Annotated in this window: 28 protein-coding genes; 14 read left to right on the top strand and 14 right to left on the bottom strand. The window is 68.1% G+C overall.

The window, feature by feature from the left end; genetic code table 11:
• Nucleotides 1–8: 8 nt before the first annotated feature.
• The 6 genes from IEY88_RS33250 to IEY88_RS33275 all read right to left on the bottom strand — a co-directional run bounded on the left by IEY88_RS33250 (nt 9) and on the right by IEY88_RS33275 (nt 6,372).
• Entirely contained in the window at nt 9–842 is an 834-nt protein-coding gene (locus IEY88_RS33250) for a carbohydrate ABC transporter permease (RefSeq protein WP_189158871.1), read from the bottom strand.
• Nucleotides 839–1,696, bottom strand: a complete 858-nt coding sequence (locus IEY88_RS33255) for a carbohydrate ABC transporter permease (protein WP_189158872.1) — start codon at nt 1,694–1,696, stop codon at nt 839–841. Before IEY88_RS33255 ends, IEY88_RS33250 begins: the two co-directional genes overlap by 4 nt.
• Nucleotides 1,697–3,034 carry an ABC transporter substrate-binding protein gene (locus IEY88_RS33260; protein ID WP_189158873.1) on the bottom strand — a complete coding sequence of 446 codons (1,338 nt, stop codon included), beginning with the start codon at nt 3,032–3,034 and terminating at the stop codon, nt 1,697–1,699.
• 109 nt (nt 3,035–3,143) lie between these two features.
• On the bottom strand, nt 3,144–4,127 hold the full coding sequence (locus IEY88_RS33265; protein ID WP_189158874.1) for a LacI family DNA-binding transcriptional regulator: 984 nt from the start codon (nt 4,125–4,127) through the stop codon (nt 3,144–3,146).
• 223 nt (nt 4,128–4,350) lie between these two features.
• Complete coding sequence (locus IEY88_RS33270) at nt 4,351–5,445, bottom strand: hypothetical protein (protein ID WP_229694001.1); 1,095 nt, start codon at nt 5,443–5,445, stop codon at nt 4,351–4,353.
• A gap of 129 nt (nt 5,446–5,574) precedes the next feature.
• Nucleotides 5,575–6,372: a FadR/GntR family transcriptional regulator gene (locus tag IEY88_RS33275; protein WP_189158875.1), complete on the bottom strand. Its 798-nt coding sequence runs from the start codon at nt 6,370–6,372 to the stop codon at nt 5,575–5,577.
• 158 nt (nt 6,373–6,530) lie between these two features.
• On the opposite strand from IEY88_RS33275, the gene IEY88_RS33280 reads away from it, so the two are divergent.
• The 3 genes from IEY88_RS33280 to IEY88_RS33290 all read left to right on the top strand — a co-directional run bounded on the left by IEY88_RS33280 (nt 6,531) and on the right by IEY88_RS33290 (nt 9,240).
• On the top strand, nt 6,531–6,683 hold the full coding sequence (locus IEY88_RS33280; RefSeq protein ID WP_189158876.1) for a hypothetical protein: 153 nt from the start codon (nt 6,531–6,533) through the stop codon (nt 6,681–6,683).
• Between the two features lie 182 nt (nt 6,684–6,865).
• Nucleotides 6,866–8,131: an aKG-HExxH-type peptide beta-hydroxylase gene (locus tag IEY88_RS33285; RefSeq protein ID WP_189158877.1), complete on the top strand. Its 1,266-nt coding sequence runs from the start codon at nt 6,866–6,868 to the stop codon at nt 8,129–8,131.
• Between the two features lie 383 nt (nt 8,132–8,514).
• A complete protein-coding gene (locus IEY88_RS33290; RefSeq protein ID WP_189158878.1) occupies nt 8,515–9,240 on the top strand; it encodes an LPXTG cell wall anchor domain-containing protein in 726 nt (241 codons plus the stop codon).
• Here IEY88_RS33290 and IEY88_RS33295 read toward each other — a convergent pair.
• Together IEY88_RS33295 and IEY88_RS33300 are read right to left on the bottom strand one after the other, a co-directional pair.
• Nucleotides 9,237–10,010: a phosphotransferase family protein gene (locus tag IEY88_RS33295; protein ID WP_189158879.1), complete on the bottom strand. Its 774-nt coding sequence runs from the start codon at nt 10,008–10,010 to the stop codon at nt 9,237–9,239. The genes IEY88_RS33290 and IEY88_RS33295 overlap by 4 nt on opposite strands.
• A gap of 40 nt (nt 10,011–10,050) precedes the next feature.
• A complete protein-coding gene (locus IEY88_RS33300) occupies nt 10,051–10,566 on the bottom strand; it encodes a DUF305 domain-containing protein (RefSeq protein ID WP_229694002.1) in 516 nt (171 codons plus the stop codon).
• A gap of 133 nt (nt 10,567–10,699) precedes the next feature.
• On the opposite strand from IEY88_RS33300, the gene ctaD reads away from it, so the two are divergent.
• The 8 genes from ctaD to IEY88_RS33340 all read left to right on the top strand — a co-directional run bounded on the left by ctaD (nt 10,700) and on the right by IEY88_RS33340 (nt 17,710).
• Nucleotides 10,700–12,490: an aa3-type cytochrome oxidase subunit I gene (ctaD, locus tag IEY88_RS33305; protein ID WP_189158881.1), complete on the top strand. Its 1,791-nt coding sequence runs from the start codon at nt 10,700–10,702 to the stop codon at nt 12,488–12,490.
• Nucleotides 12,491–12,571: 81 nt separating this feature from the next.
• The gene (gene serB, locus IEY88_RS33310; RefSeq protein ID WP_189158882.1) at nt 12,572–13,786 is read left to right on the top strand and encodes a phosphoserine phosphatase SerB; all 1,215 of its coding nucleotides are present in this window, start codon (nt 12,572–12,574) and stop codon (nt 13,784–13,786) included.
• Nucleotides 13,786–14,463, top strand: coding sequence for a peptidyl-tRNA hydrolase (locus IEY88_RS33315; protein WP_189158883.1), 678 nt, complete (start codon nt 13,786–13,788; stop codon nt 14,461–14,463). Before serB ends, IEY88_RS33315 begins: the two co-directional genes overlap by 1 nt.
• 30 nt (nt 14,464–14,493) lie before the next feature.
• Nucleotides 14,494–15,873, top strand: coding sequence for a phospholipase D-like domain-containing protein (locus IEY88_RS33320; protein WP_229694003.1), 1,380 nt, complete (start codon nt 14,494–14,496; stop codon nt 15,871–15,873).
• A gap of 22 nt (nt 15,874–15,895) precedes the next feature.
• Nucleotides 15,896–16,468, top strand: coding sequence for a DUF8817 family protein (locus tag IEY88_RS33325; RefSeq protein WP_189158884.1), 573 nt, complete (start codon nt 15,896–15,898; stop codon nt 16,466–16,468).
• 10 nt (nt 16,469–16,478) lie between these two features.
• Nucleotides 16,479–16,784, top strand: coding sequence for a PadR family transcriptional regulator (locus IEY88_RS33330; RefSeq protein WP_189158885.1), 306 nt, complete (start codon nt 16,479–16,481; stop codon nt 16,782–16,784).
• A complete protein-coding gene (locus IEY88_RS33335; protein WP_189158886.1) occupies nt 16,781–17,065 on the top strand; it encodes a hypothetical protein in 285 nt (94 codons plus the stop codon). Before IEY88_RS33330 ends, IEY88_RS33335 begins: the two co-directional genes overlap by 4 nt.
• Nucleotides 17,066–17,113: 48 nt before the next feature.
• Nucleotides 17,114–17,710, top strand: a complete 597-nt coding sequence (locus IEY88_RS33340; protein WP_189158887.1) for a DUF8817 family protein — start codon at nt 17,114–17,116, stop codon at nt 17,708–17,710.
• On the opposite strand, the gene IEY88_RS33345 is transcribed toward IEY88_RS33340, so the two are convergent.
• The 6 genes from IEY88_RS33345 to xrtP all read right to left on the bottom strand — a co-directional run bounded on the left by IEY88_RS33345 (nt 17,679) and on the right by xrtP (nt 23,812).
• Entirely contained in the window at nt 17,679–19,682 is a 2,004-nt protein-coding gene (locus IEY88_RS33345) for an ATP-dependent DNA helicase (protein WP_308426029.1), read from the bottom strand. The two genes, IEY88_RS33340 and IEY88_RS33345, sit on opposite strands and share 32 nt — an antisense overlap.
• A gap of 90 nt (nt 19,683–19,772) precedes the next feature.
• Nucleotides 19,773–20,558: a TIGR04222 domain-containing membrane protein gene (locus IEY88_RS33350; RefSeq protein ID WP_189158888.1), complete on the bottom strand. Its 786-nt coding sequence runs from the start codon at nt 20,556–20,558 to the stop codon at nt 19,773–19,775.
• Between the two features lie 22 nt (nt 20,559–20,580).
• Nucleotides 20,581–21,159: a hypothetical protein gene (locus IEY88_RS44565; protein WP_229694004.1), complete on the bottom strand. Its 579-nt coding sequence runs from the start codon at nt 21,157–21,159 to the stop codon at nt 20,581–20,583.
• Between the two features lie 94 nt (nt 21,160–21,253).
• Nucleotides 21,254–21,826 (bottom strand): biotin transporter BioY, encoded by a 573-nt coding sequence (locus IEY88_RS33360; protein WP_229694005.1) that lies wholly within the window; start codon nt 21,824–21,826, stop codon nt 21,254–21,256.
• Nucleotides 21,827–21,926: 100 nt separating this feature from the next.
• Nucleotides 21,927–23,297 (bottom strand): XrtP-associated glycosyltransferase, encoded by a 1,371-nt coding sequence (locus IEY88_RS33365; RefSeq protein WP_505744129.1) that lies wholly within the window; start codon nt 23,295–23,297, stop codon nt 21,927–21,929.
• Nucleotides 23,294–23,812 (bottom strand): exosortase P, encoded by a 519-nt coding sequence (gene xrtP / locus IEY88_RS44570; protein ID WP_373294236.1) that lies wholly within the window; start codon nt 23,810–23,812, stop codon nt 23,294–23,296. The genes IEY88_RS33365 and xrtP overlap by 4 nt, the downstream gene beginning before the upstream one ends.
• Before the next feature lie 295 nt (nt 23,813–24,107).
• Between xrtP and IEY88_RS33375 the strand changes: the two genes are divergently transcribed.
• The 3 genes from IEY88_RS33375 to wecB all read left to right on the top strand — a co-directional run bounded on the left by IEY88_RS33375 (nt 24,108) and on the right by wecB (nt 26,325).
• Nucleotides 24,108–24,872, top strand: coding sequence for a choice-of-anchor protein CoaP (locus tag IEY88_RS33375; RefSeq protein WP_189158890.1), 765 nt, complete (start codon nt 24,108–24,110; stop codon nt 24,870–24,872).
• Between the two features lie 16 nt (nt 24,873–24,888).
• Complete coding sequence (locus IEY88_RS33380; protein ID WP_189158891.1) at nt 24,889–25,080, top strand: LAXTG motif-containing small protein; 192 nt, start codon at nt 24,889–24,891, stop codon at nt 25,078–25,080.
• Nucleotides 25,081–25,152: 72 nt separating this feature from the next.
• Entirely contained in the window at nt 25,153–26,325 is a 1,173-nt protein-coding gene (gene wecB, locus IEY88_RS33385; RefSeq protein ID WP_189158892.1) for a non-hydrolyzing UDP-N-acetylglucosamine 2-epimerase, read from the top strand.
• Nucleotides 26,326–26,431: the final 106 nt, after the last annotated feature.

The raw sequence follows: 26,431 nt of genomic DNA on the forward strand, positions 1-26,431 counted from the left end.
GTGTCCTTTCACCCTTTTACGCCGCCCGCGGTGAGCCCCGCGAGGATGTGCCGCTGGAACGCCAGGAACAGCGCCACCATCGGCAGGCTCGCCAGCACGAGGCCCGCGAGCAGGAGGTTGATCGGTGTGTCCGGCGCGAAGCGTTGAAGCGCAACGCTGAGCGTCTGCTTCGCCGGATCGGGGAACACGAGCAGCGGCCAGATGAAGTCCTTCCACGCCGCCACGACCGCGAAGATCGAGACGACGGCGAGGATGGGGCGCGAGATCGGCAGCACGATGCGGACGAGCGTCGTCCACGTGTTCGCGCCGTCGATCCTGGCCGCTTCGAGGAGCTCTTCCGGGATCTGGTCGAAGAAGCGTTTGAGCAGGTAGACGTTCAGCGCGTTCGCCGCGGCTGGCAGCCAGATGCCCGCCGGGTTGTTGAGCAGGTCGAGGTCCGTGAGCGTGAGGTAGACCGGGACCAGCACGGCCGTCGAGGGCAACATCAGCGTCGCCAGCATCAGGCCCATGATCACGTTGCCGAAGATCGGCCGCAGTTTGCTCAGCGCGTAGGCCGCGGGGACGATCACGGCCATCTGCACCGCCCACGCGCCGATCGCGACGACGAGCGTGTTGACGAAGAACTTGCCCAGTTCCATGTAGTTCCAGGCGTCGACGTACGCGCCCGGTTCCCACGTCCGCGGCAGGATCGTCGGTGGTTGCTGGGCCAGTTCCGCCGGCGGTTTGAACGCGCCGAGCAGCACCCAGACGAGCGGGAGCAGGAACGCCGCGGTGAACAGCACCAGCGTGCCGGCGAGGACGACCCAGTACGTCGCGCCCGTTCCCCTGGTGAGAGTCCTCATGCGTCGGCCTTCCGGGTGATCTTGAGGTAGAGGAAGGAGAAGACGCCCAGCACCGCGAAGAGGATCAGGCTCAGCGCGCTCGCGGTGCCGAAGTCGTTGTAGTAGAAGGCGTAGCGGTACAGCAGGAGCAGCACGGTGACCGTGGACTCCTCCGGACCGCCGCCGGTCATGATGAACGGCTCGGTGAAGATCTGCATCGTCGCGACGACCTGCAGCAGCAACAGCATCAGGATCACGAACTTGGTCTGCGGGATCGTGACGTGCCAGACCTTCTTGACGATGCCCGCGCCGTCCAGGTCCGCGGCCTCGTACAGCTCACCGGGGATGGTCTGCAGCGCCGCCAGGTAGATCAGCGTCGCCGAGCCCATGTTCGCCCACGTGATCACCAGGACGAGGCTGATCATGCTGGTGCTCGCGGAGTCCAGCCACTGGAGCGTGGGGAGGTTCAGTCCTCTGAGGACGGAGTTGAACAGCCCCGGTCCCGGGTCGTAGAACCACTTCCACAGCAGGGCCGTGACGACCGGCGGCAACATCACCGGCAGGTAGACCAGCAGGCGGAAGTAGCCCTTGGCGTGCCGCAGCTCGTTGAGCACCACGGCCGTGAGGAACGGCACGCCGAACCCGAGGACCAGTGCGAGAAGCGTGAAGTACAGCGTGTTGCGCCACGCCACCCCGAACAGCGGGTCCGCGAAGAGTCGCTCGAAGTTCTCCCAGCCGACCCAGTCGGGACTCGTGACGAAGTTGACCTGCTGGAAGCTCAGGACCACCCCGCGCACGATGGGCCACCAGGAGAAGATCGCGAAGACGACCAGCGCGAGACTCAGGAAGCCGTACGCGGTGACGTGGCGCCGCACCTACTTCACCTGCGCCAGAACGGCGTTGACCTTGGTCTCCGCGTCCTTCAGCAGTGCCGCGTGGTCCGCGTCCTTGTTCGTCAGGGTCGCCTGCACCACGCTGTCGAGGATCGCGTAGACCTGCTGCGCCTGCGGCGGTTCGAGCGAACCCTTGGTCTTCTCCGAACCGTCCACATAGGCCTGGAAGTTCTTCACCGGCATGGTGGCGTACTTGGCCTTGAGGTCTTCTTGCTTCTTGCGCGGCTCACCGGTCCAGATGTCGGCGATCGGCGGGATCGGCAGTCCGACGGGCTGACCGCGGTCCTTGTACTTCTGCAGGTTGCCCTCGAGGCGGTCCGGGTTCAGGTACTTCCACTGGATCCACTTCAGGCCCGCCTTGATCTTCTCCGGCGTCGCCTTCGGGTTGATCATGTAACCCTCGCCGCCGAGCAGCGTGCCCTTCTGCTCCGGGATGGCGGCCAGGCCGTAGTCGTCGTACTTGCCCTTGAACTGGTTGACGATCGCGGCGACGTTGTCCGGCGCGGCCAGGTACATGCCGAGCTGCCCGGCGCCCATCATGTTCTGCACGTCGCCGATCTCCAGGAGCTGCTTCTCGCCCATGGAGTTGTCGTCCCAGCGCATCTCCTTGAGCCTGCGCAGGACTTCCTTGCCCTTGTCGTTGTTGAAGTCGGCGACGTACTTGTCGCCGTCCTTCTTCGCGACGTCACCGCCGACGGACTTGATCCACGTCGTGAAGTGCCAGCCGCCCTGGTTGCTCTTGCTGTACTCGGCGAACCCGGTGACACCGGCGTCCTTGAGCTTCTTGGCCGCCGTGCGCACCTCGTCCCACGTCTTCGGCGGGTTGTCGGGGTCCAGGCCGGCCTTGGTGAAGTTGGCGCGGCTGTAGAGCAGCCCCATCGTGTAGTTGGCCGTGGGCAGCCCGTAGACCTTGCCGTCGACCGTGAAGACGTCCTTGAGCTCCTGCTTGAGGTCGCCGTAGTGCGGCACGTCCTTGACGTAGTCCGTCAGGTCGGCGGCCTGCTTGCGGGCGATGAGAGCGGCGGGATCGGTGAAGTAGACGTAGAAGACGTCCTCCAACTGGCCGCCGGCGAGCTTGGCGCTGAACGTCTTCGGGTCCATGAACCCCTCGTGCGGCACGAGGTCGATGTCCGGGTTCGCTGTCTCGAACTCCGCGACGTCCTCGTCGAAGACCTTGCGGTCGAACGCCTGGGTCTGCGGCGGCTGACCGTTGATGTTGATCTGGACCTTGCCGCCGGGCTCGGTCGTGGAACCGTTCCCACAGCCGACGGAGCTTAGGGCCAGGACACCGCCAATCAGCACGGCAGCGGACTTCTTCATGGTGGGGCCGCCCTTCTCGCGAGCGCGTCGATGTGACGGCGACCATAAGGCGCCGTTACATCTGAACGCAATATCCAGACGAAAACTCGCAAGAAGCTGACTGCGTTCGTTACCTCACCGGCGCACTGGACGCCCGCACCACCAACTCGGGCTCGAACAGCAACTCGTCCGGCGCCACCGCGTTGCCGGAGATCTGGTTCGCCAACAGCTCGACAGCCGCCCGCCCCATCGCCTCAATGGGCTGCCGCACGGTCGTAAGAGGCGGATCAGTGCAGGTCATGAACGCGGAATCGTCATACCCGATGATCGACACGTCTTTCGGAACATCCAACCCAGCACGCCTAACGGCCCTGATCGCCCCCAACGCGAGTGGGTCGCTGGCACAGATGATCGCCGTAACCCCACGCTGCACGAGCTTGGTAGCCGCGGCTTGCCCGCCCTCCAAGCTGAACATCGCGTGCTCGACATCCGCGCCACCACACCGGTCGAGCGCCTGCTGCTTGCGCAAGCTCGGCACGTGGTCCAGAGGCCCGAGCACGGCCCCGATCCGCTTGTGCCCAAGGGAGACCAGGTGCCCGTACGCCTGCTCCACGGCCACCGCGTCATCACACGACACCCGCGGAAACGCCAGGTCGTCTATGGCGGCGTTGACCAGCACCGTAGGCAGCTTCCGGGACATCATCTGCTGGTAGTGCCCATGGCTAGCGTCCTTCTGCGCGTACAGCCCACCGGCGAACACGATCCCGCTGACGTGCTGCTCCAGCAACAGCTCCAGGTACTCCGCCTCGGTGACCCCGCCGGCGGTCCTGGTGCAGAGGACGGGGGTGAAGCCCCTTTGCGCGAGAGCGTTGCCGACCACGTCCGCAAATGCGGGGAAGATCGGGTTCTGCAACTCCGGGAGCACCAGCCCCACGAGCCTTGCCCGCTCGCCCCGCAGCTGCGTCGGCCTCTCGTAACCCAGCACGTCAAGCGCGGTGAGCACGGCACTGCGCGTGGCGTCGGAGACGCCCGGCTTGCCGTTCAGCACCCGGCTGACGGTGGCCTCGCTGACCCCGACCTTGGCCGCGACCTCGGCCAGCCTCCGTTGCGTCATGCCGCAAGTGTACGCAATTTCTTGCGCCCATTTGCAAGCCATGCTCACCCGCTCGGCAGGCGCCCGTCGAACGGAGCTGTGGCTACGCTCGAAGGTCGGTCAGAGGCGAGGAGAGACGTCATGGCGCTCGACGACAGCCCTGCGGTCCCCACCCCGCCGCCGGTCCCCGCGGACCCGGTGCGGGGAGTCGACTAGTTCCGCCGCGCGCCTACTGGCGGAACGGTCAACCACGCGCTTCCCGCCACATCAGAGCCACCCCGTGACCAGGAAGCAGCCACGACCGAACCGTGAGGTCGTCCAGGTCGGCCGCTTTCAGCCACTGTCCGGTCACCGTGTTGGAGCGGAACAGGAACGGCATGATGGCGAACTCGTGCTCGGGGGACTCGCCGACCCCGAGTCCGCGTGCGTCGAAACTGATCTGCTCCACATAGGACGGATAGGGCGGCTGCCAGTAGCAGAAGCCCTCGTTCGTCCGCTGGAGCGTGCGCGAGCGGATGCTCAGTCCCTGGATCGCCCGCACCATGTGGTCCTCCGCGATGGCACTGAGATCGCACTCGAAGATCCGCAGGTCTCCCATGTGATCGTGCGGGCTGAGCTTGGGCAGCGGCCACATCGGCTCGCGGAAGAACGTCAGGTAGTTCTGCCACTGGTCGAACCGCACCTCGACCGGCGGGATCTGGCTCGGCGCGGCGGACCGCACGCTGCCGGCGTGGTCGACGTAGTCCACCGCTATCTGGGCGGAGCCGAGCAGGTCGTCCACCGAATCCAGGAATAGCGACGGGTCGGTGATGTAGTAGAGCTCGAAGAGGGGGTAGCGGCACGCGGCGCTGATCGTGTCGCGCAGCAACACGTTGCTGGTCGCGAAGATGACGAAGCGGTCCACCGGGACGTTGTGCCGGAAGTTGTAGGTCTGGGTGATCACCAGGTGGTAGGTCGTCGGGTCGATGCCCTGGAGCTCCATCCGCACAGTGGTGTTCGTGCTGATGGTCAGGTCCTTGCCGTGGGGCTGCACGCCGTGGCCGCCGAGCACGCCGGAGATCACGTCCTGATTGGCGTCGTTGCTGCCGTAGATCGACGACAGGAACGTCTTCAGCACGTCACCCGGCAACAGGTGCTCGACGATGCTCGGGCCGGTGATCCGGCTGATCTCGGTGACCAGGCGGCGGTGCAGGAAGAGCTCGTAGGCACCGACCAGGAGGCCGATCAGGGCGGGTAGCGGCCAGAGCACCACCAGGACGTCGTGCAACAGGCTCCGCGACGTCGGTTGCCAGAGCAGGACCGCGGTCAGGTCCGCTGCCGCCACAACGAGGAGCGACAATGCGACGACCAGCGCCCCTGTGTGCCTGCGCGCAGCCGCCACCCGTCGCCCGCCCCCTCACTCCACCGCAGTCCCTACATGGTGGGAGGGATGGCGCAGCAGCGCCAGACCCATTCGGTGCCCGCCGTATCAGCGGGGCTTGTTCCAGATCGGCTTGTCCGACACCCCGACGTAGGTGCTGAGCGTGGCCTTCACCGTGATGTCGTCGGTGACGAGGTCGTTGTACAGACCCAGCAGGTGGGAGGTCATCGCGCTCTTCGCGCCCACCTCGTCGTGCCTGCGCAGGAACCAGATGACCTGCTCGTGCTCGTTCGCCGAGCGGTTGTGCACTTCGCGGGTCGTGTTCGTGTGCCGCTTGCAGTCCTGAAGGCCCGGCACGAGCGTCTGGTACATGCTCTCGAGCAGTTCGTTGTGCGACGCGCGGATCAGCGCCGAGTGGAACTCCTCGTCCAGCTCGATCACCTCCTGCGTGTCCTCGACCTGCGCGCGCTGGTACTGGTGGTTCAGCTTGGCCAGCTCGTCCAGCTCACCGTTTCCGGCGCGCACCGCGGCGAGGCTCGTGGCCGTGGTCTCCAGGGCGATCCGCACTTCCAGCAGGTCCGTCTGCGAGAACTGGCGGGTGGCGAGTTTGCCCTCCAGCCGGTCGTCCACGGCGGTGAGGTCGGTGCGGCGCACGTACCAACCAAGGCCGCGTCGCACCTCGACGATGCCCTGCAACTGCAGCCGTTGCAGGGCTGTGCGCAGCGACGACCGGGCGACGTCGAGCTTGCGGGCCAGTTCCGGCTCGGTGGGAAGGCGGTCGCCCGCCTTGAGGGTGCCGCCGATGATCTGCTCTCGGAGCTTCTGCTCGATCAGCTCCGGAAGCGGGCGTCGCGAATCGGGCGAGAGCGCCCAGCTCTCGCCGGAATGAGACTCGTCGGCGGGCATTGGTTCAGCTTAGGCCTCTCGCAGTCTGGTTGCAACTTGTCTGGCAACCAGTCGACGGTTGACAGACAACCTACAGCGCGAGACCCTTTTGTCATGGCAGGCCGCCCAGGACCGCCCACACCTGGGAGCACGAGCTCGCCTAGTCGGGAGGAAACGAGATGTCCACAGGGAGTGCACTCGGAATCGCAGGTGCCGTCGCGGTCGCCGTCACGGCCATCGGCTGGCGGACCGTGCTCACGATGGTCGCCGTCTCGATCATCGCGCTGGCTGTCGTCGGCTTCGTGAACGTCACCAGCATCATGTTTGGCTGATGAACAGAACTCGCTAGTTCAGACGTCCCGGTCCGCTCCTCAGGGGGGTGCGGACCGGGACGTTTTCGTGTAAGGGGGACCTGAATGTGGTATGCCTCACCATGTGTAGAGTGGCGCCCTCAGCGCACATTCCCTTGTGGGGCGCTGACTCCATGGCGTCGGGGGACGTGAACGGAGTCTGAATGGCTGCGCCCGCGAGTACGCATGCGCTTCACGCGGTGCTGTCGCCTGCTGTCACGCTTGTCGACGAGCGCCGCGCGCTCTACCGGCTCGGGCTGGATCTCTTCGCCCCGGATGCGGAGTTGTCCGACAACCTCGCCGACCACCCCATCGTCCGTTACGAGATCGGCCGCGCACTGGCCGGTGAAAGTGGTCTGGATCCCGCGCGTCTGATCGAGGTCGCCGCGATGTCGGTGCGGGATGTGGGAATCGCTGTAGCCGCGGACCCGGCCGCCGCCGACGTGCTGGAAGCGCCGCTGCGGATCGTCGCCCCGCCGAACACCCGGCCCCAGCCGCTGACGGAGGTCGACGGCGACAGGTTCGAGACGGCCTTGGCGATCGTGGCCGAGGGCGTGCGACTGTTCCGCGAACTGGCCCCCGCCATGGCCGAGGACCTGCTCGGTCACGTGTCGATGCTCGCGGTGATGAAGAGGGAGACCTCGGGCGGCGTGGTCTCGGCTTCGACGCGCTACGTCCCCGGCATCGTACTGATCGACGAGCCTTCGGTGCCCATGGAGGTGGCCGAGGCGCTCGTCCACGAAGGTGCGCACGAAAAGTTCTTCGACATGGCAATCACGAAAGATTTTCTTGACTCCGGGGCGGAGGACGCGGACTATTTCCAGACTTCGTGGTCCGGAGCTCGATGGCCACTGGAACAGACGTTCGCGGCTTGGCACGCGTACAGCTGCCTCGCGCAGTTCTTCCTGTCGGTTGGTGCCGAACAGCTCGGCCCGGATTCATTGCTGGCAAAAGCAAGTGAGCGCGCAGCGGAGATCGGCCGATGGCTCCTGGTCCACGAGCGCGATCTTCTTGGTGACGCTCGGTGGCTGCTCCGCGCCCTGATGGGTGAAGCCACTGATTCCAGTGGTCAGGGACTAGCGCCGTCCGAAGTGGACGATCCACCGGGTGTGGCTGTATCTTGCCATCTTTCGCGCGATCACGTATTTCGCCTGAGTTCGAACGTCCAGTACAGGCGTTCGATTTCGGGTCGGGTGGTCGCCGGAAGGCAAGCAAACCCGCCAAGGATCTATTGGCTCGACGAGGACGCCGGCTGGGCCATCGGCCAATGCGGGCGGGATGGAACGCCGCAGAAGTTCGAACGTCTCGTTCTCAGGGCGACCGGGGAGTGGCAGGTCGGATCAGCCGAGGTGCGACGCCGGCTTGAGAACGCGTTCGGAGAATTGCTGCTAGCCGATCTTGTCGAGCGCACTCCCGAAAAGGAACTCTAAGGAACTATGACCACCCCGAACCAGCCTTTCCGCGGGCCGCAGTCCTCGCAGACTCCCGGCCTGCCTGTTCCGCACCTCCCCGGAGGTGCGGGTCCGGTGATCGGTACCCCCGTGACCCCTGTCGACTGGTTCAGGCGTATGCCCAACGGTGGTGGCACCGTGTTCCTGCGTCCTGCTCGTACCGAGCAGGACGTCTGAGTCGTAGCGACGAAGAACGCCGAGGGCCGGTTCTGCCGGCGCCTCGGCGTTCGGTCGTTTGGGGATGCCACTTCACAGGGGAATAACGAATCGGCCACAAGGGTGAAGTTGATCGTCATCTAGCCCGTTCGGGGGACGTCGATCGTCTTAGATCGCCGCATCCGCCAACCTCACGGAGTAACTCGATGCGTTTGACGCCCCTGAGAAGAGCCGGCCTGCTCGCTTCGGCCGCCACGGCCGCTGTGGCCACGATGGTCCTGGCGACCACGGCCCTCGCGCAGCCCGAGGTGCCGATCACGGACGACCCCCGTGCGACGCCGTTCCTCAAGAACGTCGACATCAACCACCCCGAGGCCTGCACGGTCGGCGGACTCACCGGTTCGACGGTTCACCCGAACCTGTTCACCTACACGGGTGGTGACAACGAGCAGTACCTCGACATCACGGCTGTCCCCGCCGGCATCAAGATCACGGGCATCCTGGTGAAGGGCGGGGACAAGTTCAACGTCTACCTCGACGACAAGCTCGGTGCGGCGCTGCCGTGGGAGGACCTGCGGTCGCCGTTCAACAACGGCGGGCAGATCCCGCAGATCAGCCACTGGTTCGGCTGTGGTGTGAAGGACGAGACCCCCACCACCACGACCACCACCACTACTACGACGACCACGACCACGACGTCCGAGTCGACCGTGACGCACTCGTCGACCCCGTCGAGCACGACCACGACCAGCGCTACGAGCTCTTCTGAGGTCGCGCCGACCACGACCACCACCCCCGCGTTCGTCCCCGTCGCCAACGAGGGCGGACTGGCCGCGACCGGGTTCGGATCTCCGTGGCTGCTCGGGTTCGGTGCCGCGCTGGTGGCCGCCGGTGCTGCACTAGTGCTCATGATGCGCAGGCGTCGCGCCTAAGACCACTGCACCAACACGTCCCACAGCGTGCCGAACATCCTGCGTGTCTCGGTGTGGAACTCCACGTCCGAAGAAGCCGCTCCGCCGCCGTAGATCTCCACGGTGCGTTGGGCGGCTTCTTCGATTCCAACGCACGCGAGGTCCCAGGCGACTGGACCCCGCCAGGTGTCCTCGAAGTCGTTCCAGACCGGGCCCGAGGGTGTCACCAGCAGGTTGCCGGCGTGGGAATCGCCGTGCAGCGGCTGGACGTCGTTGTGGTGCTCGGGCCAGTTCAGGGAGTCGCGCCAGGTGCGGAAGCGGCCGAGGTCAGGCACGCCGAGGCGGTCCAGGTAGCCCAGGATGTTGTCGATGTCGTCCAGCGGGCCGCGCAGCGGAAGCTCGCCCTCGTACAGCCGTAGTTCGGCGTGCAGGTCCGGCAGGAGCTTCAGAACGTCCTCGCGGGAAAGCCTCACGCCGGGCTCGTGCGCGACGTACGTGCTGAAAGAGAGCACGAAGCCGTCGACGACATGAGGTCCGGCGGGAAGCTCGTCAGAAGGCGTCACGACCGGCACGCCGCGCCCGGCCAGGAACGACGACACCGACAGGTCGCGGGTGAAGTGAGAGATCACGGAAGGCCGGATCAAAGCCGTGCGGGCGGCGATGCGGGCCACGACCGGGGCCGGGTGCAGGTGCACGAGGACGTTGCTGCCGTGCTTCAGCACGAGAGGGTCGGAGCACCTCAGGCCGTGTGAGGCCGCCAGCGAGACGGCGGCGCGTACACCTGCATCCACGGCACGAAGGCCACCTGCGTCCACGACACGAAGGCTGGCATCAGCCCTGGGGGAGGAGCGACTCCATTTCCGCGATCTCCTTCTCCTGGTGGCCGACGACGTCCTGGGCGAGTTTGCGGGTCTCCGGGTCGGTGCCGGCCCCGAGGTGCTTCTGCGCCATCTCCACGGCGCCTCTGTGGTGCTGGATCATCAGCGACAGCCACTGGCGGTCGAAGTCGGTGCCGTCCAGGTCGGCGAGGTTGCCCAGGTCGACCATGCCGTGCGACTCCGTGTGGCCGTGCGAGGTGTGTGACGACGCCTGCACCGGCGCGTTCCACGTGCGGAGCCAGCCGTTCATGCGGTCGATCTCGGGCTTCTGCGCGTCCGCGATGCGCTTGGCCAGGTCGATCACGTGGGGGTTCTCCGTGCGGGACGCGACGAGCCCGGACATCTCCAGCGCCTGCTCGTGGTGAGGCACCATCCCCTGGGCGAACGCGACGTCCGCGGAGTTGTGCGTGGCGGGAGAGCCGCAGGCGGCCAGCAACAGGACAGAAGCGACAGCGAGCAATCGGAGCACGGCGGCAGGATACGTGTGACGTGCGCTACGCCGCTGGCCACCGGGCATGGCCCACCCGAATGGAGCTGATCGGCTCCGTCTAATATCCGGGGAGTTTCCCGAACTACTGGTCCCACCAAGGCCTGGAGGTACCGTGACGGCCGTAGCCCCGCAGCCGATCGCAACGCGTCCTTATCCGACGCGCACTGCGGTCAAGGGGTCCTTCCTGCTGCGGATGTTCCGCACCACGGACCACAAGCAAATCGGCATCATGTACCTGGTCACCTCGTTCGCCTTCTTCATGGTCGGCGGCGCGATGGCCATGCTGATGCGGACCGAGCTGGCCCGGCCCGGCATGCAGTTCCTCTCCCAGGAACAGTTCAACCAGCTCTTCACGATGCACGGCACCGTGATGCTGCTGCTGTACGCGACGCCGATCGTCTTCGGCTTCGCGAACTTCGTGCTCCCGCTCCAGATCGGCTCGCCCGACGTCGCGTTCCCGCGGCTGAACGCCTTCTCGTACTGGCTCTACCTCTTCGGTGGCCTGATCGTGATGGCGGGCTTCATCACCCCCGGTGGTGCGGCTGACTTCGGCTGGTTCGCGTACACGCCGCTGAGCAACGCCATCCACTCGCCCGGCGTCGGCGCCGACCTGTGGATCTCCGGCCTGGTGGTCGGTGGTCTCGGCACCATCCTCGGCGCGGTGAACATGATCACCACCGTGGTCTGCCTGCGCGCTCCCGGCATGACGATGTTCCGGATGCCGATCTTCACCTGGAACATCCTGGTGACGTCGGTGCTGGTGCTGCTCGCGTTCCCGATCCTGACCGCGGCCCTGCTGGGCCTGCTGGCGGACCGGCACCTCGGCGCCCACGTGTTCGACCCCGCCAACGGCGGCGTGATCCTGTGGCAGCACCTCTTCTGGTTCTTCGGTCACCCGGAGGTCTACATCGTCGCCTTGCCGTTCTTCGGCATCGTGTCGGAGATCTTCCCGGTGTTCAGCCGCAAGCCGATCTTCGGTTACAACGGCCTGGTCTACGCGACGCTCGGCATCGCGGCCCTGTCCGTCGCCGTGTGGGCGCACCACATGTACGCGACCGGCGCCGTGCTGCTGCCGTTCTTCGCCTTCATGACGTTCCTCATCGCGGTCCCGACCGGTGTGAAGTTCTTCAACTGGATCGGCACGATGTGGAAGGGCCAGCTGACGTTCGAGACGCCCATGCTGTTCAGCATCGGCTTCATCGTGACGTTCCTCTTCGGTGGTCTGTCCGGCATCCTGCTGGCCGCGCCGGCGATCGACTTCCACGTGTCCGACACGTACTTCGTCGTCGCGCACTTCCACTACGTGCTCTACGGCACGATCGTGTTCGCGACCTTCGCGGGCATCTACTTCTGGTTCCCGAAGATCACGGGCCGGTTCATGGACGAGCCGCTCGGCAAGCTGCACTTCTGGACGACGTTCCTCGGCTTCCACGCGACGTTCCTCGTCCAGCACTGGCTGGGCAACGAGGGCATGCCGCGCCGGTACGCCGACTACCTGGCGTCCGACGGCTTCACGACGCTCAACATGATCTCGACGATCGGCGCCTACATCCTGGGCGCGTCGACGCTGCCGTTCATCTGGAACGTCTTCCGGAGCTACCGCTTCGGTGAGGTCGTGACGGTGGACGACCCGTGGGGCTACGGCAACTCGCTCGAGTGGGCGACCTCGTCCCCGCCGCCGCGCCACAACTTCACCGAGCTGCCCCGGATCCGTTCGGAGCGCCCGGCGTTCGAGCTGCACTACCCGCACATGATCGAGCGGATCCGGAACGAGGGCCACGTGACCTTCACCGGCAAGACCATCCCGCACGAGAAGGCGGCACCCGCGCTGTCCGAGATGGCCGCATCAGCGATCAAGTCGGGCACCGCCTCCGAGAAGGACGATTCGGAGCACGACAAGTAACCTGCTCTTCACAGGTTCAACGACGAGCCCCGGCTGCTTCACGCGGTCGGGGCTCTTCGCGTTCTACGAGGAGACGACGACGTGAAAACGCCCGTGCTCATCACCGTGACCGGCCCCGACAAGCCTGGCGTCTCCTCGGTGCTCTTCGCCGTGCTGACCAGGCACGGCGTCGAGGTGCTGGACGTCGAGCAGGTCGTGATCCGGGGCCGCCTGGTGCTCGGCGCGCTGGTCTCGACCGACCACGACCCCGAGGGCCTGCAGGAGTCGGTGGAGCAGGCCATGGCCACCGTCTCGATGCACGTGGAGATCGAGATCGGTGCCGACTCGAAGCGGACCGCGCGCCTGGAGTCCTCGCACGTGCTGATCGTGCTCGGCCGCCCGGTCACCGCGAAGGCGTTCACCGAGGTCGCGCGCCGGCTGGCGTCGCTCGGCGTGAACATCGACGCGATCCGCGGTGTCGCCGACTACCCCGTCACGGGCCTCGAGCTGCGGGTTTCCGTCGCGGACGACACGATGGAGGCCGACGCGGCGCTGCGGTCGGCGCTCGCCGACGTGTCGGTCCGGGTCGGTCTGGACGTCGCGGTCGAACGCGCCGGGCTGACCCGCCGGGCCAAGCGCCTGGTGGTGTTCGACGTCGACTCCACGCTGATCCAGGGCGAAGTGATCGAGATGCTGGCCGCGCACGTCGGGTGCGAGGAGCAGGTGCGCGAGATCACCGAGGCCGCGATGCGCGGCGAGCTCGACTTCGCCGAGTCGCTGCGACGCCGGGTGGCGTTGCTGGAGGGCCTCGACGAGAAGGTGCTGGCGGAGGTCGGGGCATCGCTCGAGCTCACGGCCGGTGCGCGCACAACGATCCGGACGCTCAAGCGCCTCGGCTTCTACTGCGGTGTGGTGTCCGGCGGATTCACGTCGGTGATCACGGGTCTCGCGGACGAGCTGCAGCTGGACTTCTGCGCGGCGAACACGCTGGAGGTCGTGGACGGCAAGCTGACCGGGCAGGTCGTCGGCGAGATCGTCGACCGGCCGGGCAAGGCCGTGGCGCTGCGGCGGTTCGCCGAGGAGGTCGGCGTGTCGCTGGCCCAGTGCGTCGCGGTCGGGGACGGCGCGAACGACATCGACATGCTCAACGCGGCGGGCCTCGGCATCGCGTTCAACGCCAAGCCCGCGCTGCGCGAGGTGGCCGACACCGCGCTGTCGCACCCGTTCCTGGACGCGGTCCTGTTCATCCTCGGCGTGACGCGGGCCGAGGTGGAGGCCGCCGACGCGGCCGACGGCCTGGAGCTGACCCGTCTGTGATGATCCTCGACCTGATCGCCTCCCGGAACTACGCCGACGAGTCCGAGGTGCGCGCGATGCCGATGGTGTTGCGCATCGAACGCGTCGACCCGCCGTCGCGGACGGCGTTGCTGGAGGCCGCGGCCGCTTCGGCGGTCGCGGTGTGCCTCGACCCGCGTGCCGACGTCGACGGCGAGTGGCACGAGGCCGTGCGGGCGTGGGTGGCCGGGCGGATCCGCAAGGTGTCGCGGCGGGCCCGTGGGGTGCAGTGGGAGGCCGTGCAGGAGCTGCCAGGGGTGACGATCACCGTGGACGGCGCCTCGGTCCGTTCGCTGCTGCCCGTGCTGGTGTCCGAGACGCCCCGGGAGGTCGCGAAGCTGCAGATCTCCGGGTCCGACCTGCCGGTGGACGAGCCCGGCGCCGTTCCCGAGGGCGCCCGGCTGCTGTACGTGAACCCGCGGGTCGAGATGTCGGCCGGCAAGCTCGCGGCGCAGGTCGGGCACGCGTCGATGCTGCTGGCGCCGCACCTGTCCGCGGTCGAGCTGAAGGCGTGGGCGGAGATCGACTACCGGTGTGCCGTGCGGACGCCGTCGGTGGCGGAGTGGGACTCGCTGATCCACCGCGGCGACGTCGTGGCGGTGCGGGACGCGGGCTTCACGGAGGTCGAGCCGGGCACGACGACGGTGCTCGCTGTTTAGAAGCGCGCGAATCGGGTAAATCCGCGTCTCGTGGGCTTCCTCGACGTTCTTGATGCCCGGCTCGGAGACGGGCTGGAGAACATGCTGTGCTCCCACCACACGCGGCGGTTGACGCGGCTGGGGTGGGGAGAGGTGCTCGCCGGTGACGGCGCGGGGTGGTTCACCCCACGCCGGCCGGTGCAGCGCGGGTGCAAGATCGAGGTCCTCGTCGACGGTGCCAACGCGTTTCCCGTCATCGCGCAGGCGATCGAGAACGCGCAGAAGTACGTGCACATCGCGAACTGGCACGCCTCGCCGGATTTCCGGCTGACGCGCGAGCCGGGTGCTCCGCAGCTGCGCGAACTGCTTTCCGCTGCGGCGGAACGGGTTCCCGTGCGCGTGCTGCTCTGGGCCGGGCCGCCGTTCCCGATGTTCGAACCGACGCGCAAGCGTGCTTTGGCCGCGCAGAAGGCTTTCTGGGAGTGCGGCGCCGTCCGGTGCGAGCTGGACGCGCGGGAGCGGACGCTGCACTGCCACCACGAGAAGATCGTGATCGTCGACGACGTGGCGTTCGTCGGCGGCCTCGACATGACCGCCGTGGAGGGCGACCGCCACGACTCCCCGGAACACCCGCCGCGTGACCTGGGCTGGCACGACCACATCGCCAAGGTCGAGGGTCCGGTCGTGGCGGAGGTGGCCTCGCACTTCGCGGCGCGGTGGCTGGAGATCGCGGGCGAGACCCTGCCCGCTCCCGAGGTGCCGCCCGAGGCCGGGTCGTCATCGGTGCAGGTGGTGCGGACGATCCCGGAGAAGACCTACTCGTTCGCCCCGCACGGCGACTTCAGCCTGCTCGACTCGTACCTGCGGGCGTTGCGCGCGGCGGAGTCGCTGGTCTACGTGGAGAACCAGTTCCTGTGGTCGCCGGAGATCACCGAGGTGCTGCTCGAGAAGCTGCGCAACCCGCCGTCCGACGAGTTCCGGATGGTGTTGCTGCTGCCGCAGAAGCCGAGCAACGGCGCCGACACCACCCGCGGCCAGCTCGGCCGGCTGCTCGACGTCGACTCCGGTGAGAGACTCGTCGCCGCAACGCTTGTGTCGCATGGTGATGCGCCGGTCTACATCCACGCGAAATTGGCCATTGTGGACGACAAGTGGATGTCGGTCGGGTCGGCGAACCTGAACGAGCACTCGCTGTTCAACGACACCGAGGTCAACGTCGTGACGGACGACGCGGAGGTGGTGCGGGCGACACGGCTGAGGCTGTGGACCGAACACCTGCAGGCCGACGTCTCCGGTCCCGTGCACGAGGTCGTCGACAACGTGTGGCGGACGGAGCTGAAGGGTTCCGGGCGGGTGACGCCGCTGCCCGGTGTGTCCCGTCGTGCCGGAAGATTGCAAGGACCGTTACGCGGATTGCTGGTCGACGGCTGACCTGCGGCGCTAGTTTGGCGGCGTGGCCAACGAGGTGACGATCCCGCTGCTGCCGTGCGCCTCCATCGACGAGGTGGCGGAGTTCTACGTGATGCTCGGGTTCACGGTCACGTACCGGCAGCACCGGCCGACCGCGTACCTGTCGGTGCGCCGCTCGGAGATCAACCTGCACTTCTTCGGCATCCCGGGCTACGAGCCGGCGGAGTCGTACAGCTCGTGCCTGATCCAGGCCGAGGACCCGCGTGAGCTGTACGAGGCGTTCGCCGCCGGGATGCGCGGGGTCTACGGGCAGGTGCTGATCACGGGGATCCCGCGGATGACGCGGCCGCGCCGGGACGGGTTCCTGTTCGTCGACCCCGGTGGCAACTGGATCCGGGTCGTGCCCGCCGTGCGGGAGCGCGAGACCGTGCGGAACGGGTTGTCGCGGGCGCTGACCAACGCGGTGACGCTTGCCGGGTCGCACGGGGCGGAGCGGCAGGCGTTGAAGATCCTCGAAGGGGCGTTGGTGCGGGAGGTGCACGCTTCGGAGGAGGAGCGGGCGTCGGCGCTGGAGTTCCGCGAAGAGCTGCTTGAACGGCTTAATCTACATAGGTAGTCTTGGTGGCGTGGAGCCACTGCAACGCATCGGCAAGGCCACCGTCGACGTGCTCACCGTCCTGCTCGGCGCGGATGAACCGCGCTGGGGCCTGGAGATCATCAAGCTCACCGGCAGGCCGTCCGGCAGCGTCTACCCGTTGCTGGACCGGCTGGAACGCGCGGGGTGGGTCACCTCGGCCTGGGACGACGACGCGGAACGGCGTGGCCCGCGCCGGCGGATGTACCTGCTGACCGCCGACGGGGCGGCGGAGGCTCGCAAGGTCGTCGCGCGGGCTGCTCCAGCGCCTCGCTTCGTGCCTCGGGCGGCGACATGAGAGTCGCGTTGTTGTTGGTGCGGTTGGTGGCCCCTGATGCGCGCTATCGCGAGCAGTGGGAAGCGGATGTTGTTGGCGCGCGGGAACTTGGCATGTCGTCGTTGTCGGTGGCGTTCGGGGTCGTGCGCGCTGCTGTTGTGATGCCTTCGAAAGGGGCTGTCGTGGTCGGTCCGTTGGGGATTGCGTTGAAGCACGCCGGGACGTCGCGTGGACGGGTGCTGGTCATCGCCGTCGTGTCGGCGTTGATGGTGCTGGGTGGAGTCGCAATGCTGTTTGCTTGAGCAAATAGCTCCGTGTCGTTTTGGCTGGTCCGGGCTTAGCTTCGGGCGGTGGCAAACGAACTGACAATCCCGCTTCTACCGTGTGTCGACATCGACGAGATGTCGGCTTTCTACGAGATGCTCGGCTTCACACAGACGTACAGGCAGATGCGTCCGAACCCGTATGTCGCGATGAAGCGCGAGGACATCAACCTGCACTTCTACGGGATGCCTGGGCACGTTCCGGAGAACTCGCACAGCACGTGCGTGGTCATCGTCGAGGACACCGGGCCGTTGTACGAGGCGTTCGCGGCGGGGATGCGCGCGGTGCACGGGAAGGTGCTGATCTCCGGCATTCCGCGGATGACCCGGCCGCGGCTGCGCAACGACCGGTACACCGGGTTCGTCGTGGTGGATCCGGCCGGCAACTGGGTCCGGATCAGCAAGAGCGTTCAGGAGGCCGAGGCGAAGACCAAGCTCGCGAAGGCCATGGAGAACGCGGCACGGCAGGCCGACGCGCGCGGGGACGAACGGCAGGCGTTGAAGATCCTCGAAGGCGCGTTGAAGCACGCCGACGGTTCCGAACCGGAACTGCCGGATGCCCAGGCCTACCGCGACGAACTGGTCGAGCGGATCACTTCGTCTGAGCCGCGTCCAACCGCTTGAGGGCGGCGCGGACGACCTCGGGGTCGTACGTCGTCCAGAACGGCGGGAGTGAGGCCCTGAGGAAGCCGCCGTAACGGGCGGTGGCGAGGCGCGGGTCGAGGACGGCCACCACGCCCTTGTCCGACATCGAGCGCAGCAACCGGCCCGCGCCCTGGGCCATCAGCAGGGCGGCGTGCGTGGCGGCGACGGTCAGGAAGCCGTTGCCGCCGCGTGAGCTCACCGCCTTCTGGCGGGCGGAGGCCAGCGGGTCGTCCGGGCGCGGGAACGGGATCCTGTCCATGATCACGAGCTGGAGGCTGGGGCCCGGCACGTCGACGCCCTGCCAGAGCGACAGCGTGCCGAACAGGCACGTGCGCTCGTCCTCGGAGAACTTCTTGATCAGCAGGCCCGTCGCGTCGTCGCCCTGGCACAGGATCGGGTGCTCGAGCTTGTCCCTGAGCGCTTCGGTGGCCTGCTTCGCGGCGCGCGTCGAGGAGAACAGACCGAGCGCGCGCCCGCCCGCCGCGTTCACCAGGCCCTCGATCTCGTCGAGGTACTCCTGCGGCAGCCCGTCGCGCCCCGGCTGCGGCAGATGCCTTGCCACGTAGAGGATTCCGCTCGTGCCGTGCTGGAACGGCGACCCGACGTCGAGGCCGCTCCACCTGGGACCGTCGATGTCCTTCTCGGTCGCCGCGCCCTCGATCTTGCGGACCTTCTCCGACGGCGGCAGGCCCCACTGGCGCGCCATCGTGTCGAAGGCGCCGCCCAACGTCAGCGTGGCGGACGTCAGCACGGTGGTGCGCTTGGCGAACAGCCGTTCTCTGAGCAGCCCGCCCACACCCAGCGGCGCGACCCGCAGCGACGGCGCCTTCTGGTTGAAGTCGCCCGAGACCCACACGACGTCGCGTTCCTCGTCGAACGCCTCCAGCACCCGCACCGCGCAGTCGTGGACCTCTTCCAGCAAGGCCAGCGCGAGCTTGCGCGCCGTCGCCCCGTCCGGGTCCTCCTTGCGCTCCGACCCCATGGCCGACATGCAGTTGTGCGCCGCGTCGCGCGTCGCCGCCAGCGCACCCGCGAGAGCCCTCGGCAGCGCGTCCAGCCGCCCGGACGGCATGTCCTCCAGGATCATCGCCAGCCCGTCGCTCGCCTCGGCCAGCCGGTCCGCGATGTCCTGGTCGATGAGCCGCCCGCACCGCCGCGCGGCCATGCCCACGGACGCCCCGCTGAGCTCCTCCGTGGCCACGGACGTGATGCGGTCCACCAGGTCGTGCGCCTCGTCGATCACCACCACGTCGTGGTCGGGCAGGACCTGGTAGCCCTCCAACGCGTCGATGGCGAGCATCGCGTGGTTCGTGACGACCACGTCGGCCTTGCCGGCCTCGGCCCGAGCCCGTTCCGCGAAGCAGTCGGACCCGATCGGGCACTTGGACACGCCGAGGCACTCCCGGGCCGTGACGCTGACCTGCCGCCACGCCTGCTCGCTGACACCGGGCACCAGCTCGTCGCGGTCGCCGGTCTCGGTGTCCGAGGACCACTCGTGCAGCCGCTTCACCTCGCGCCCGAGCTTCGACACCGCGAACGGGTCGAACAGCGCGTCCTCCTCGGGCTCGTCCGGCGCACCGTTGTGCACGCGGTGCATGCACAGATAGTTCCTGCGCCCCTTGAGGATCGCGAACGTGGGCTCCCGGCCCAGGTCCTTCTTCAGCGCCTTCGACAGCCGGGGCAGGTCCCGGTCCACCAGCTGCCGCTGCAACGCGATGGTGGCCGTCGAGACCACCACCGTCTCGGCCTCGGCCACCGCGTGCCGGATGGACGGCACCAGGTACGCGAGCGACTTGCCGGTACCCGTGCCCGCCTGCACCGCGAGGTGCTCGCCCGTGCGGATCGAGTGGTCGACGGCCTCGGCCATCTCCACCTGACCAGGACGCTCCGCGCCGCCGACGGCGTGGACGGCGGTTTCGAGCAGGCTCAGGGTGGGGGGAACTTCAGGCACGAGGGAAACCGTACCCGGCAGGTCCGACAGTCCCGTCAGACCCGCTGGGTCGTGTGCGGCGAGTGGGGATGCGGAGCGTGGTGACGGGGGTCAGTCGCCGCCGCCTCCGCCGCACCCGCCACCGCAGCCGCCTCCGCCGTCACCACCGCCGCTGCCGCACGAGCTCGACGAACAGCCACCGCCGCAGCTGCCGCTGCTCGACGAGTCACGGCCGGGCAGCGTCCCGACCACGACGGCGCTGAGACCGAACATCCCCGCGATCGCCAGTCCGGCGATCCTCCCGCGCAGCCCGTGCACGGCGACCGCGCCGACCGGGTCGTGCGCGTTCACCCCGCGCTGCGCCCGTTTCATCAGGACGTAACCGGCTCTCGTGCGCAGCCGGCCCGGGTCGCGCACGGCCAGCACCGAGCCGAGGACGAACACCGCTGCGGCGGCCGCGAAGAAGTACCAGAACGGGAACTCCGGCAGCTGCGGTACGAACTCCCGCTGGAGTTCCGGAGCCACGGCGTCGAGCACCCCCGCGACCATGAGCAGAGGCGCCAGCAGGAACAGCCACGGGTAGAGGCGGGGACGCAGGGAACGCCGGCGGCGCAGCAGGCCGCGGCCGACCAGGTGGGCCCGCAGGCCATCCGCCTCGGCCGAGCTGAACGCGCCGTGGACGACGTCGTTCAGGTAGCGGCCGTGGCGCAGACCGGTCAGGATCTGCGCTTCCAGCGGGCTGGACGGGCCTCGGCCTGGCACGTGGACGGCGCTCAGCACGCCCTCGCGCGAGACCCGGACCAGGCCGGCCTGGATCAGGCGGGCCAGGGCCACCTCGGCCGCGCGGGCCGGGCCGCCGACCAGACAGCCCAGCTCTTCGGCGGTATGCGTCGTCACGCGGATTTCTCGGCGGCGGGGCCTACGTCGTTACGTCGGCCATGATCCGGTCGAACAGTTCGAGGCCTGCCAGGCCGTGCGCGACCTTCAGCGGGACGTCCTCACCCCGGCGGGAGGCGACCAGGTCCAGGATCGGGAGGTCGGGCCAGCGGGCCGCGGCCAGTTCGCCGGCGCGGGACTTGCTGACGATCTCGCCGGTCCGGATCGTGTGCCACAGCCGGGCCGGGCCCAGGCCCACCCACAGCACAGTGTCGCGGGCAATGGGGGCTTCGGGGTCCAGCGTGGGAACCGCCGAGCGGAAGCGGTCCCAGTCCAGCTTCCAGTAGCTGACGAGGTTGTCACGGCAATACGCCTCGACATCAGCAGCAGTGCCGGGGCATGTGGGGCGTGTACCGCGCACGGTCTGACCGACGGTCCGCAGCTGTTGCCAGAGCACGGGAGTGATCTCACCAGCCAGTGGCGTCACGTCGAAAACGGGCTTCTCCAGTGAACCCGCCAGCACCACCGTGACGTCGGCGCCGTCGAACGCAGGCAGCTCACGAGCAGAGGAAAGCTCGATCACGATGTCCAGGTCCGAGTCGGGAACGACATCGTCCAGCACACGCGACCCGTAAACGTGCGCGCCTGCCACTAGACCGGGCAGGCGCGCATCCAAGAAAGCCAGATAGTCCCCAGGTGTGATCACCTGGTCCAAGCTACCGACGGCGGACGAGCGCCCAGGCTCCCGGCAGCAGGCCCGCGGCCAGGGCGACCTTCAGCGCGTCCCCGATCAGGAACGGCACCACGCCCACGGCCAGGGCCTTGCCGAACGACATGCCGGTCGCCGCCATCAGCCACGGCACGCCGACGGAGTAGATCGCCAGGTTGCCCAGCGCCATCGTGCCCGCGGTCCGCAACGGCGTGCGGTCGCCGCCGCGGCCGGCCAGGTACCCCACCAGGGCACCGGCGAACACGAAACCGACGACGTACCCGAGCGAGACCGGGACGCCCGACGTCCCGCCCTGGAACCACGGCACGCCCGCGACGCCCGCGATCAGGTAGAGCAGCATCGAGGTGGCGCCGCGCTGCCAGCCGAGCGACGCGCCGACGAGCAGGGCGGCGAACGTCTGGCCGGTCAGCGGGACCGGGCTGCCGGGGATCGGCAGCGCCACCTGTGCGGCGAGGCCGGTGAAGGCGGCGCCGGCGAGGACCAGCGTCAGGTCACGGGCCAGGGCGCCCGGCACGAAGTCGGCGAGCACGGTGCGACGGGGCGCGAGTGCGAGAGTCACGGTTCCCTCCCAGGCGGAATCGAGTGAACCGAGGTTAACCACGCCGACTGGAGAACGTCTTTGTTCGATCTCTACAAAGTGACCGGTCACACATGCGTCATCAGGTGTCCAGGGCGACCTTGCCCGCCACCCGGTCCTCGTTGCGCCGCGTTTTGGTCCAACCGTTGTTGCCTCGCACCAAACGGATCAACGCGCGCCACGACGTGATGTAGAAGGTGTAGATGTACAGCGCGTAGCCGAACCCGTACGCAACGGACTTCCAGAACCCCACGGGTTCACAGCGCGCGCGGTACACCGGTCCCCACAGGACGAACGGCATCAGCCCGAACGCGCCGTAGACGGTGAACAGGATCCAGGCGCCGTCGAAGAACCACGTCACGACTTCGGCAGGCGACACCGCGAATCGGTACGCCATCATCGCCATCGGAATCGGGTAGATCAGGGTGCCCAGCAACTGCATCCACGGTTGCGCGAGGTAGTACATCATCTCCGCGGCGCCGAGAGTCGTCAGGTGGTCGGAGTCCCAGATGCGCCGCAGATAACGCATGCACTGCATGGTCCCCTGGCCCCACCGCGTGCGTTGCGCCAGGAAGCGGCGCAACGAGTACAACGCCTCCTGGTTCACGTGCGTGTCCAACGAGAAACCGGTGTGCCAGCCCGCCGTCAGCAGGTGCACGCCGAGCTCGAAGTCCTCCAGCAACGAACCGCGCCACGGTGATCCGGTCGAACCGGCGATCGAGTCCAAAGCGGACAGACGGGTGAACTGCCCGTTGCCGCCCATGGAGATCGTGCCGGTGGCGCCGCGGGACATCTGGATCGCCGCGATGGCCGTGCGGAACTCCAGGTCCTGCATCCGCACGAGCCCGGCCCCGAACGCACGCCGCCAGCGCGTCACACCGGGCTGCCGCCGGCCCGCGTTGATCATCCGCACGTCCACCTGCACGGCGCCGATCCGCGGGTTGCCGAAGAGGTGTTGTGCCGCACAGACTTCGAGGCAGTTCGGCGCGGGCCGGCCGTCGGCGTCGACCACCACGACGATCGCGCGGTCGACATCCGCGCGCCGGCCCATCCACATCTTCAACGTGCGGTAGGCGTCGTTCAGCGCGTTGCCCTTGCCGGTGCGGGCATAGGGGCGTTGGCGTTGCACGAGGTGGATCTGCGGATCCCGCACACCGCCGTTGCGCTTCAACGTCCGCACGACGCCTGCCGTGCGGTCGTCCGAGTCGTCGTCGATGACCCACACGTGCGCGATGGGGAAAGTGCCCCTCAGATAACGGATGGTGTCCCCGATGACGGCCTCTTCGTCGCGGCACGGCACGAAGAAGTGCCACTCCAGCGACGAGGGATCCCCGATGGGCGCGGGTTTGCGCCGCAGGTAGGGGATCACGATCACGAACACGTACGTCACGAAGGCGACGCTCATCGTCAGGGCGAGCGCCTGCGTGAACCCGAGGACGAGGTCGAGGCTCACTTCCGCGTGGCCAGCCAGACGAACGCGACCAACGCGGCCGCGCCACCGAACACGCTCACCATCGACCCGAGCAGCGTGTGACCCCAGTAGTACCCGGTGTCGACGCCGAGCCAGTTCACCAGTCCCACGAGCGTCAGCACGCGGAACTGGTTCACGACCACGACCGCCAGCGCGGCGACCCCCAGCGCGAACAGCACGCGCGACTGGATGCGCGGGCGCAGGGCGATCATCACCGCGCCCACCACGATCAGCGGCAGCACCAGGAACGCGGACGTGCACTCCGGCGTCATCCGCAGGCCCAGCGGGGTGTCCGACCCCAGTCCGAAGTAGACGGTCTGGCGCTCGGGGACCACGTCCACGCCGTACGAGCTGACGACGCTCAGGACCGCGCCGGACAGGGAGATCTCCGCCGTGCGGTACAGGCGGTGTGCGAACACGAGTCCCGCCGCTACGACGAGCAGGGCGACCACCGTCACCCGGCTCGGGAATGCGGTGCGGCGCACGGCAAGCGTCACCCGAAGATCCTTTCCACCGATGAGGGAGCGCCCAGACGGGCTACTTGACGTTCCATCGGTAGACGCAACGTCATCCCTCACCCCCGGATCGGGTGACGCCGTAACCGGAAATTGATCAAAAACCCCACGATGAGTGGCCCCGGTTGGGCAAGTCGAGTGGTCGTGTCGCCCGATACGGGGAGTAACCCTCAGTTCCCTCGAAAGAAAGCCGATGCCGGTAATTGCCCCCGGAAAGCGTGAAACCAGATTGGTATCAACGCGCCCTGGGGCCGGAGGAATCAAGGGAAGGAGTTTCATGCGTGTCCGAATGACGGGACTGGCTGGAGTCATCGCGATTACCGCACTCCTGGTCGGTGCCGCACCCGCTTCCGCCGCTCCGGGGGACGCCTCGGCTTACGGTGCGAGGCTCAACGTGACGCTGCTCGGCAACCCCGCGGTCAACGCGGAACCGTTCGCCGCAGCCAATGCGAACGGCCCGATCGAGAACTCGTTCGCAGGCGTCGACCTCACCGGGATCCTCGAGACCGGTCTCATCAACGCCTCGGCGTCGCGGGACGAGAAGTCCGGTGGCGTCCACTCGCGGGCGAGCACCGCGGACGTCCGGGTCGATCTGCTCTCCAAGGTCACCGGCAAGATCTCCGCCGAACTGGTGGAGGCGGAGTGCACGGCCACCCAGAAGGGCCTGGCCGGTGCCACCAAGCTCGCGGGCGTGAAGCTCGGCAAGCTCGGCCAAGTCAACGCCGATCCCGCCGCGAACACGAAGCTCGACGTGCAGCTCGCGGGCATCAAGATCGCCGAGGTGATCTTCAACGAGCAGATCAGGAACAACGACGGCAGCCTCACCGTGAACGCGATCCACATCAAGCTGCTGCAGGGCGTGCTCGGCTCCCTCGGCACCGGCGACGTGATCATCTCGTCCGCCACGTGCGGACCCGCCGGCCTGCCCATCCCGATGGCGTCGGGGGCGGGCCTGTGGATCGGCCTCGGCCTGCTCGGTGTCGTCGCCGCTCCGGTCGCCTTCGTGGCGATGCGCCGTCGCGCGTCCCTCGACGCGGCCTGACCGAGGAGAGCGGCAGATGTACAAGGTCCCCGGTACCGGCGTGGGTGTCGGCACGGGCGTGGGTGCCCTCGCGGTCACCGGCGCGGACGTGACGTGGTGGATCGTCGCGGGAATCGTCCTCCTCGTCGCGGGTGCGGTCGTCCTGCACTCGGCGCGGAAGAGGCGGCGCGTGGTCCCCGTCCAGACCAGACCGGATCGAGCCGGCTGACATGGTCCGTCCCGGGGTTGGCCCCGCCCCCGGGACGGACCTCCCCGATCGCCTGCGAGGAAGAGGACAACGGTGAGCAAAGAGGTTCTGCTGGTGGCCGGCACCCGGCCAGAAGCACTGAAGATCGCCCCGGTCGCCATCGCCCTGAAGGGCCACCCCGGCCTGCGGCCCACGATCGTCCACAGCGGACAGCACTCCGGCATGGTCGAGCAGGCCCTCGCGGCGTTCGACCTGGTGCCGGACGTGCGGCTGGACGTCCCCCGCACCACCGGCACGCAGGCCGAACTGGTCTCCCGGCTGCTGCCCGAGTTCGACGCCGTGCTGGAGGAGCGCGACCCGGCGGTCACCCTCGTGCAGGGCGACACCACGACGACCCTGGCCGCGGCGCTGGCCTCGTACTGGCGCGGCATCCCCGTGGCGCACCTCGAAGCCGGGCTGCGGACCGGTGACCTGTACGGCCCGTTCCCCGAGGAGGGGACCCGGCAGATGATCTCCCGCATCACGTCGCTGCACCTCGCGCCGACCGACGACGCCGCGAACGCGCTGAACTCCGAGTCGTTGCCGGACAGCCACATCGTCGTCACGGGCAACACCGTCGTCGACGCCGTGCAGCGCGTCGCGTCCGCCGACCTGCCCGCGTCGAGCCCGGATGTCGTGGCCCTCGAACGGACCCTGGACGCCACCGGCGGCCGGCTCATGCTCGTCACCGTGCACCGCCGCGAGTCGTGGGGCCGCCCGCTCATGCGCGTGCTCAACGCCGTGCGCTCCATCGCCGACCGCCACCCCGACCTGCACGTGCTGATCCCCGCGCACCCGAACCCCGGTGTGCGCGAACAGGTCGTGTCGCTGCTGGGCGGCCACGAGCGCGTCGTCATCACCGACCCGCTCGACTACCCGGACCTGGTGCGCGTGCTGCGGCGCTCCGCCCTCGTGCTGACCGACTCCGGAGGCATCCAGGAGGAGGCGCCCACGTTCGGCGTGCCGGTCCTGGTGCTGCGCGAGACCACCGAACGCATGCTCGCCGTCGACGCCGGGTGCGCCTGGCTCGTCGGCACCGACACCACCCGCATCCTCGCCGAGGCGGGCTGGGTGCTCGGCTCCCGGCTGCGGCTTCCCCTGGGGCGCAACCCGTTCGGCGACGGGCGTGCCGCCGTGCGGGTGTGCTCCGCACTGGAAAGGCTGGCCGGCCTGCCCACTGCCCTGCCGCGCCGGGAGCCGTTCGCCACGCTCGTCGGGGTGCGGTGACAGAACGCCCGTCACTCGGTCGGGTAATTGCGTTCACGAACGGGTGACTTGAGGGGCCGGGTCGTTATCAGCGGCGCGCCGCACAACCATTATCGGGCAGTGGGAA

This window comes from Lentzea pudingi (assembly GCF_014646255.1).
GTDB lineage: Bacteria > Actinomycetota > Actinomycetes > Mycobacteriales > Pseudonocardiaceae > Lentzea > Lentzea pudingi.

Bases quoted from the DNA above. Each gene is read 5' to 3' on its own strand.
- IEY88_RS33260 (WP_189158873.1), bottom strand. From the start codon at position 3,034: ATGAAGAAGTCCGCTGCCGTGCTGATTGGCGGTGTCCTGGCCCTAAGC.
- IEY88_RS33380 (WP_189158891.1), top strand. From the start codon at position 24,889: ATGTACAAGGTCCCCGGTACCGGCGTGGGTGTCGGCACGGGCGTGGGT.
- IEY88_RS33290 (WP_189158878.1), top strand. From the start codon at position 8,515: ATGCGTTTGACGCCCCTGAGAAGAGCCGGCCTGCTCGCTTCGGCCGCC.
- IEY88_RS33275 (WP_189158875.1), bottom strand. From the start codon at position 6,372: ATGCCCGCCGACGAGTCTCATTCCGGCGAGAGCTGGGCGCTCTCGCCC.
- IEY88_RS33285 (WP_189158877.1), top strand. From the start codon at position 6,866: ATGGCTGCGCCCGCGAGTACGCATGCGCTTCACGCGGTGCTGTCGCCT.
- IEY88_RS33315 (WP_189158883.1), top strand. From the start codon at position 13,786: ATGATCCTCGACCTGATCGCCTCCCGGAACTACGCCGACGAGTCCGAG.
- IEY88_RS33280 (WP_189158876.1), top strand. From the start codon at position 6,531: ATGTCCACAGGGAGTGCACTCGGAATCGCAGGTGCCGTCGCGGTCGCC.
- IEY88_RS33265 (WP_189158874.1), bottom strand. From the start codon at position 4,127: ATGACGCAACGGAGGCTGGCCGAGGTCGCGGCCAAGGTCGGGGTCAGC.
- IEY88_RS33335 (WP_189158886.1), top strand. From the start codon at position 16,781: ATGAGAGTCGCGTTGTTGTTGGTGCGGTTGGTGGCCCCTGATGCGCGC.
- IEY88_RS33250 (WP_189158871.1), bottom strand. From the start codon at position 842: ATGAGGACTCTCACCAGGGGAACGGGCGCGACGTACTGGGTCGTCCTC.
- IEY88_RS33375 (WP_189158890.1), top strand. From the start codon at position 24,108: ATGCGTGTCCGAATGACGGGACTGGCTGGAGTCATCGCGATTACCGCA.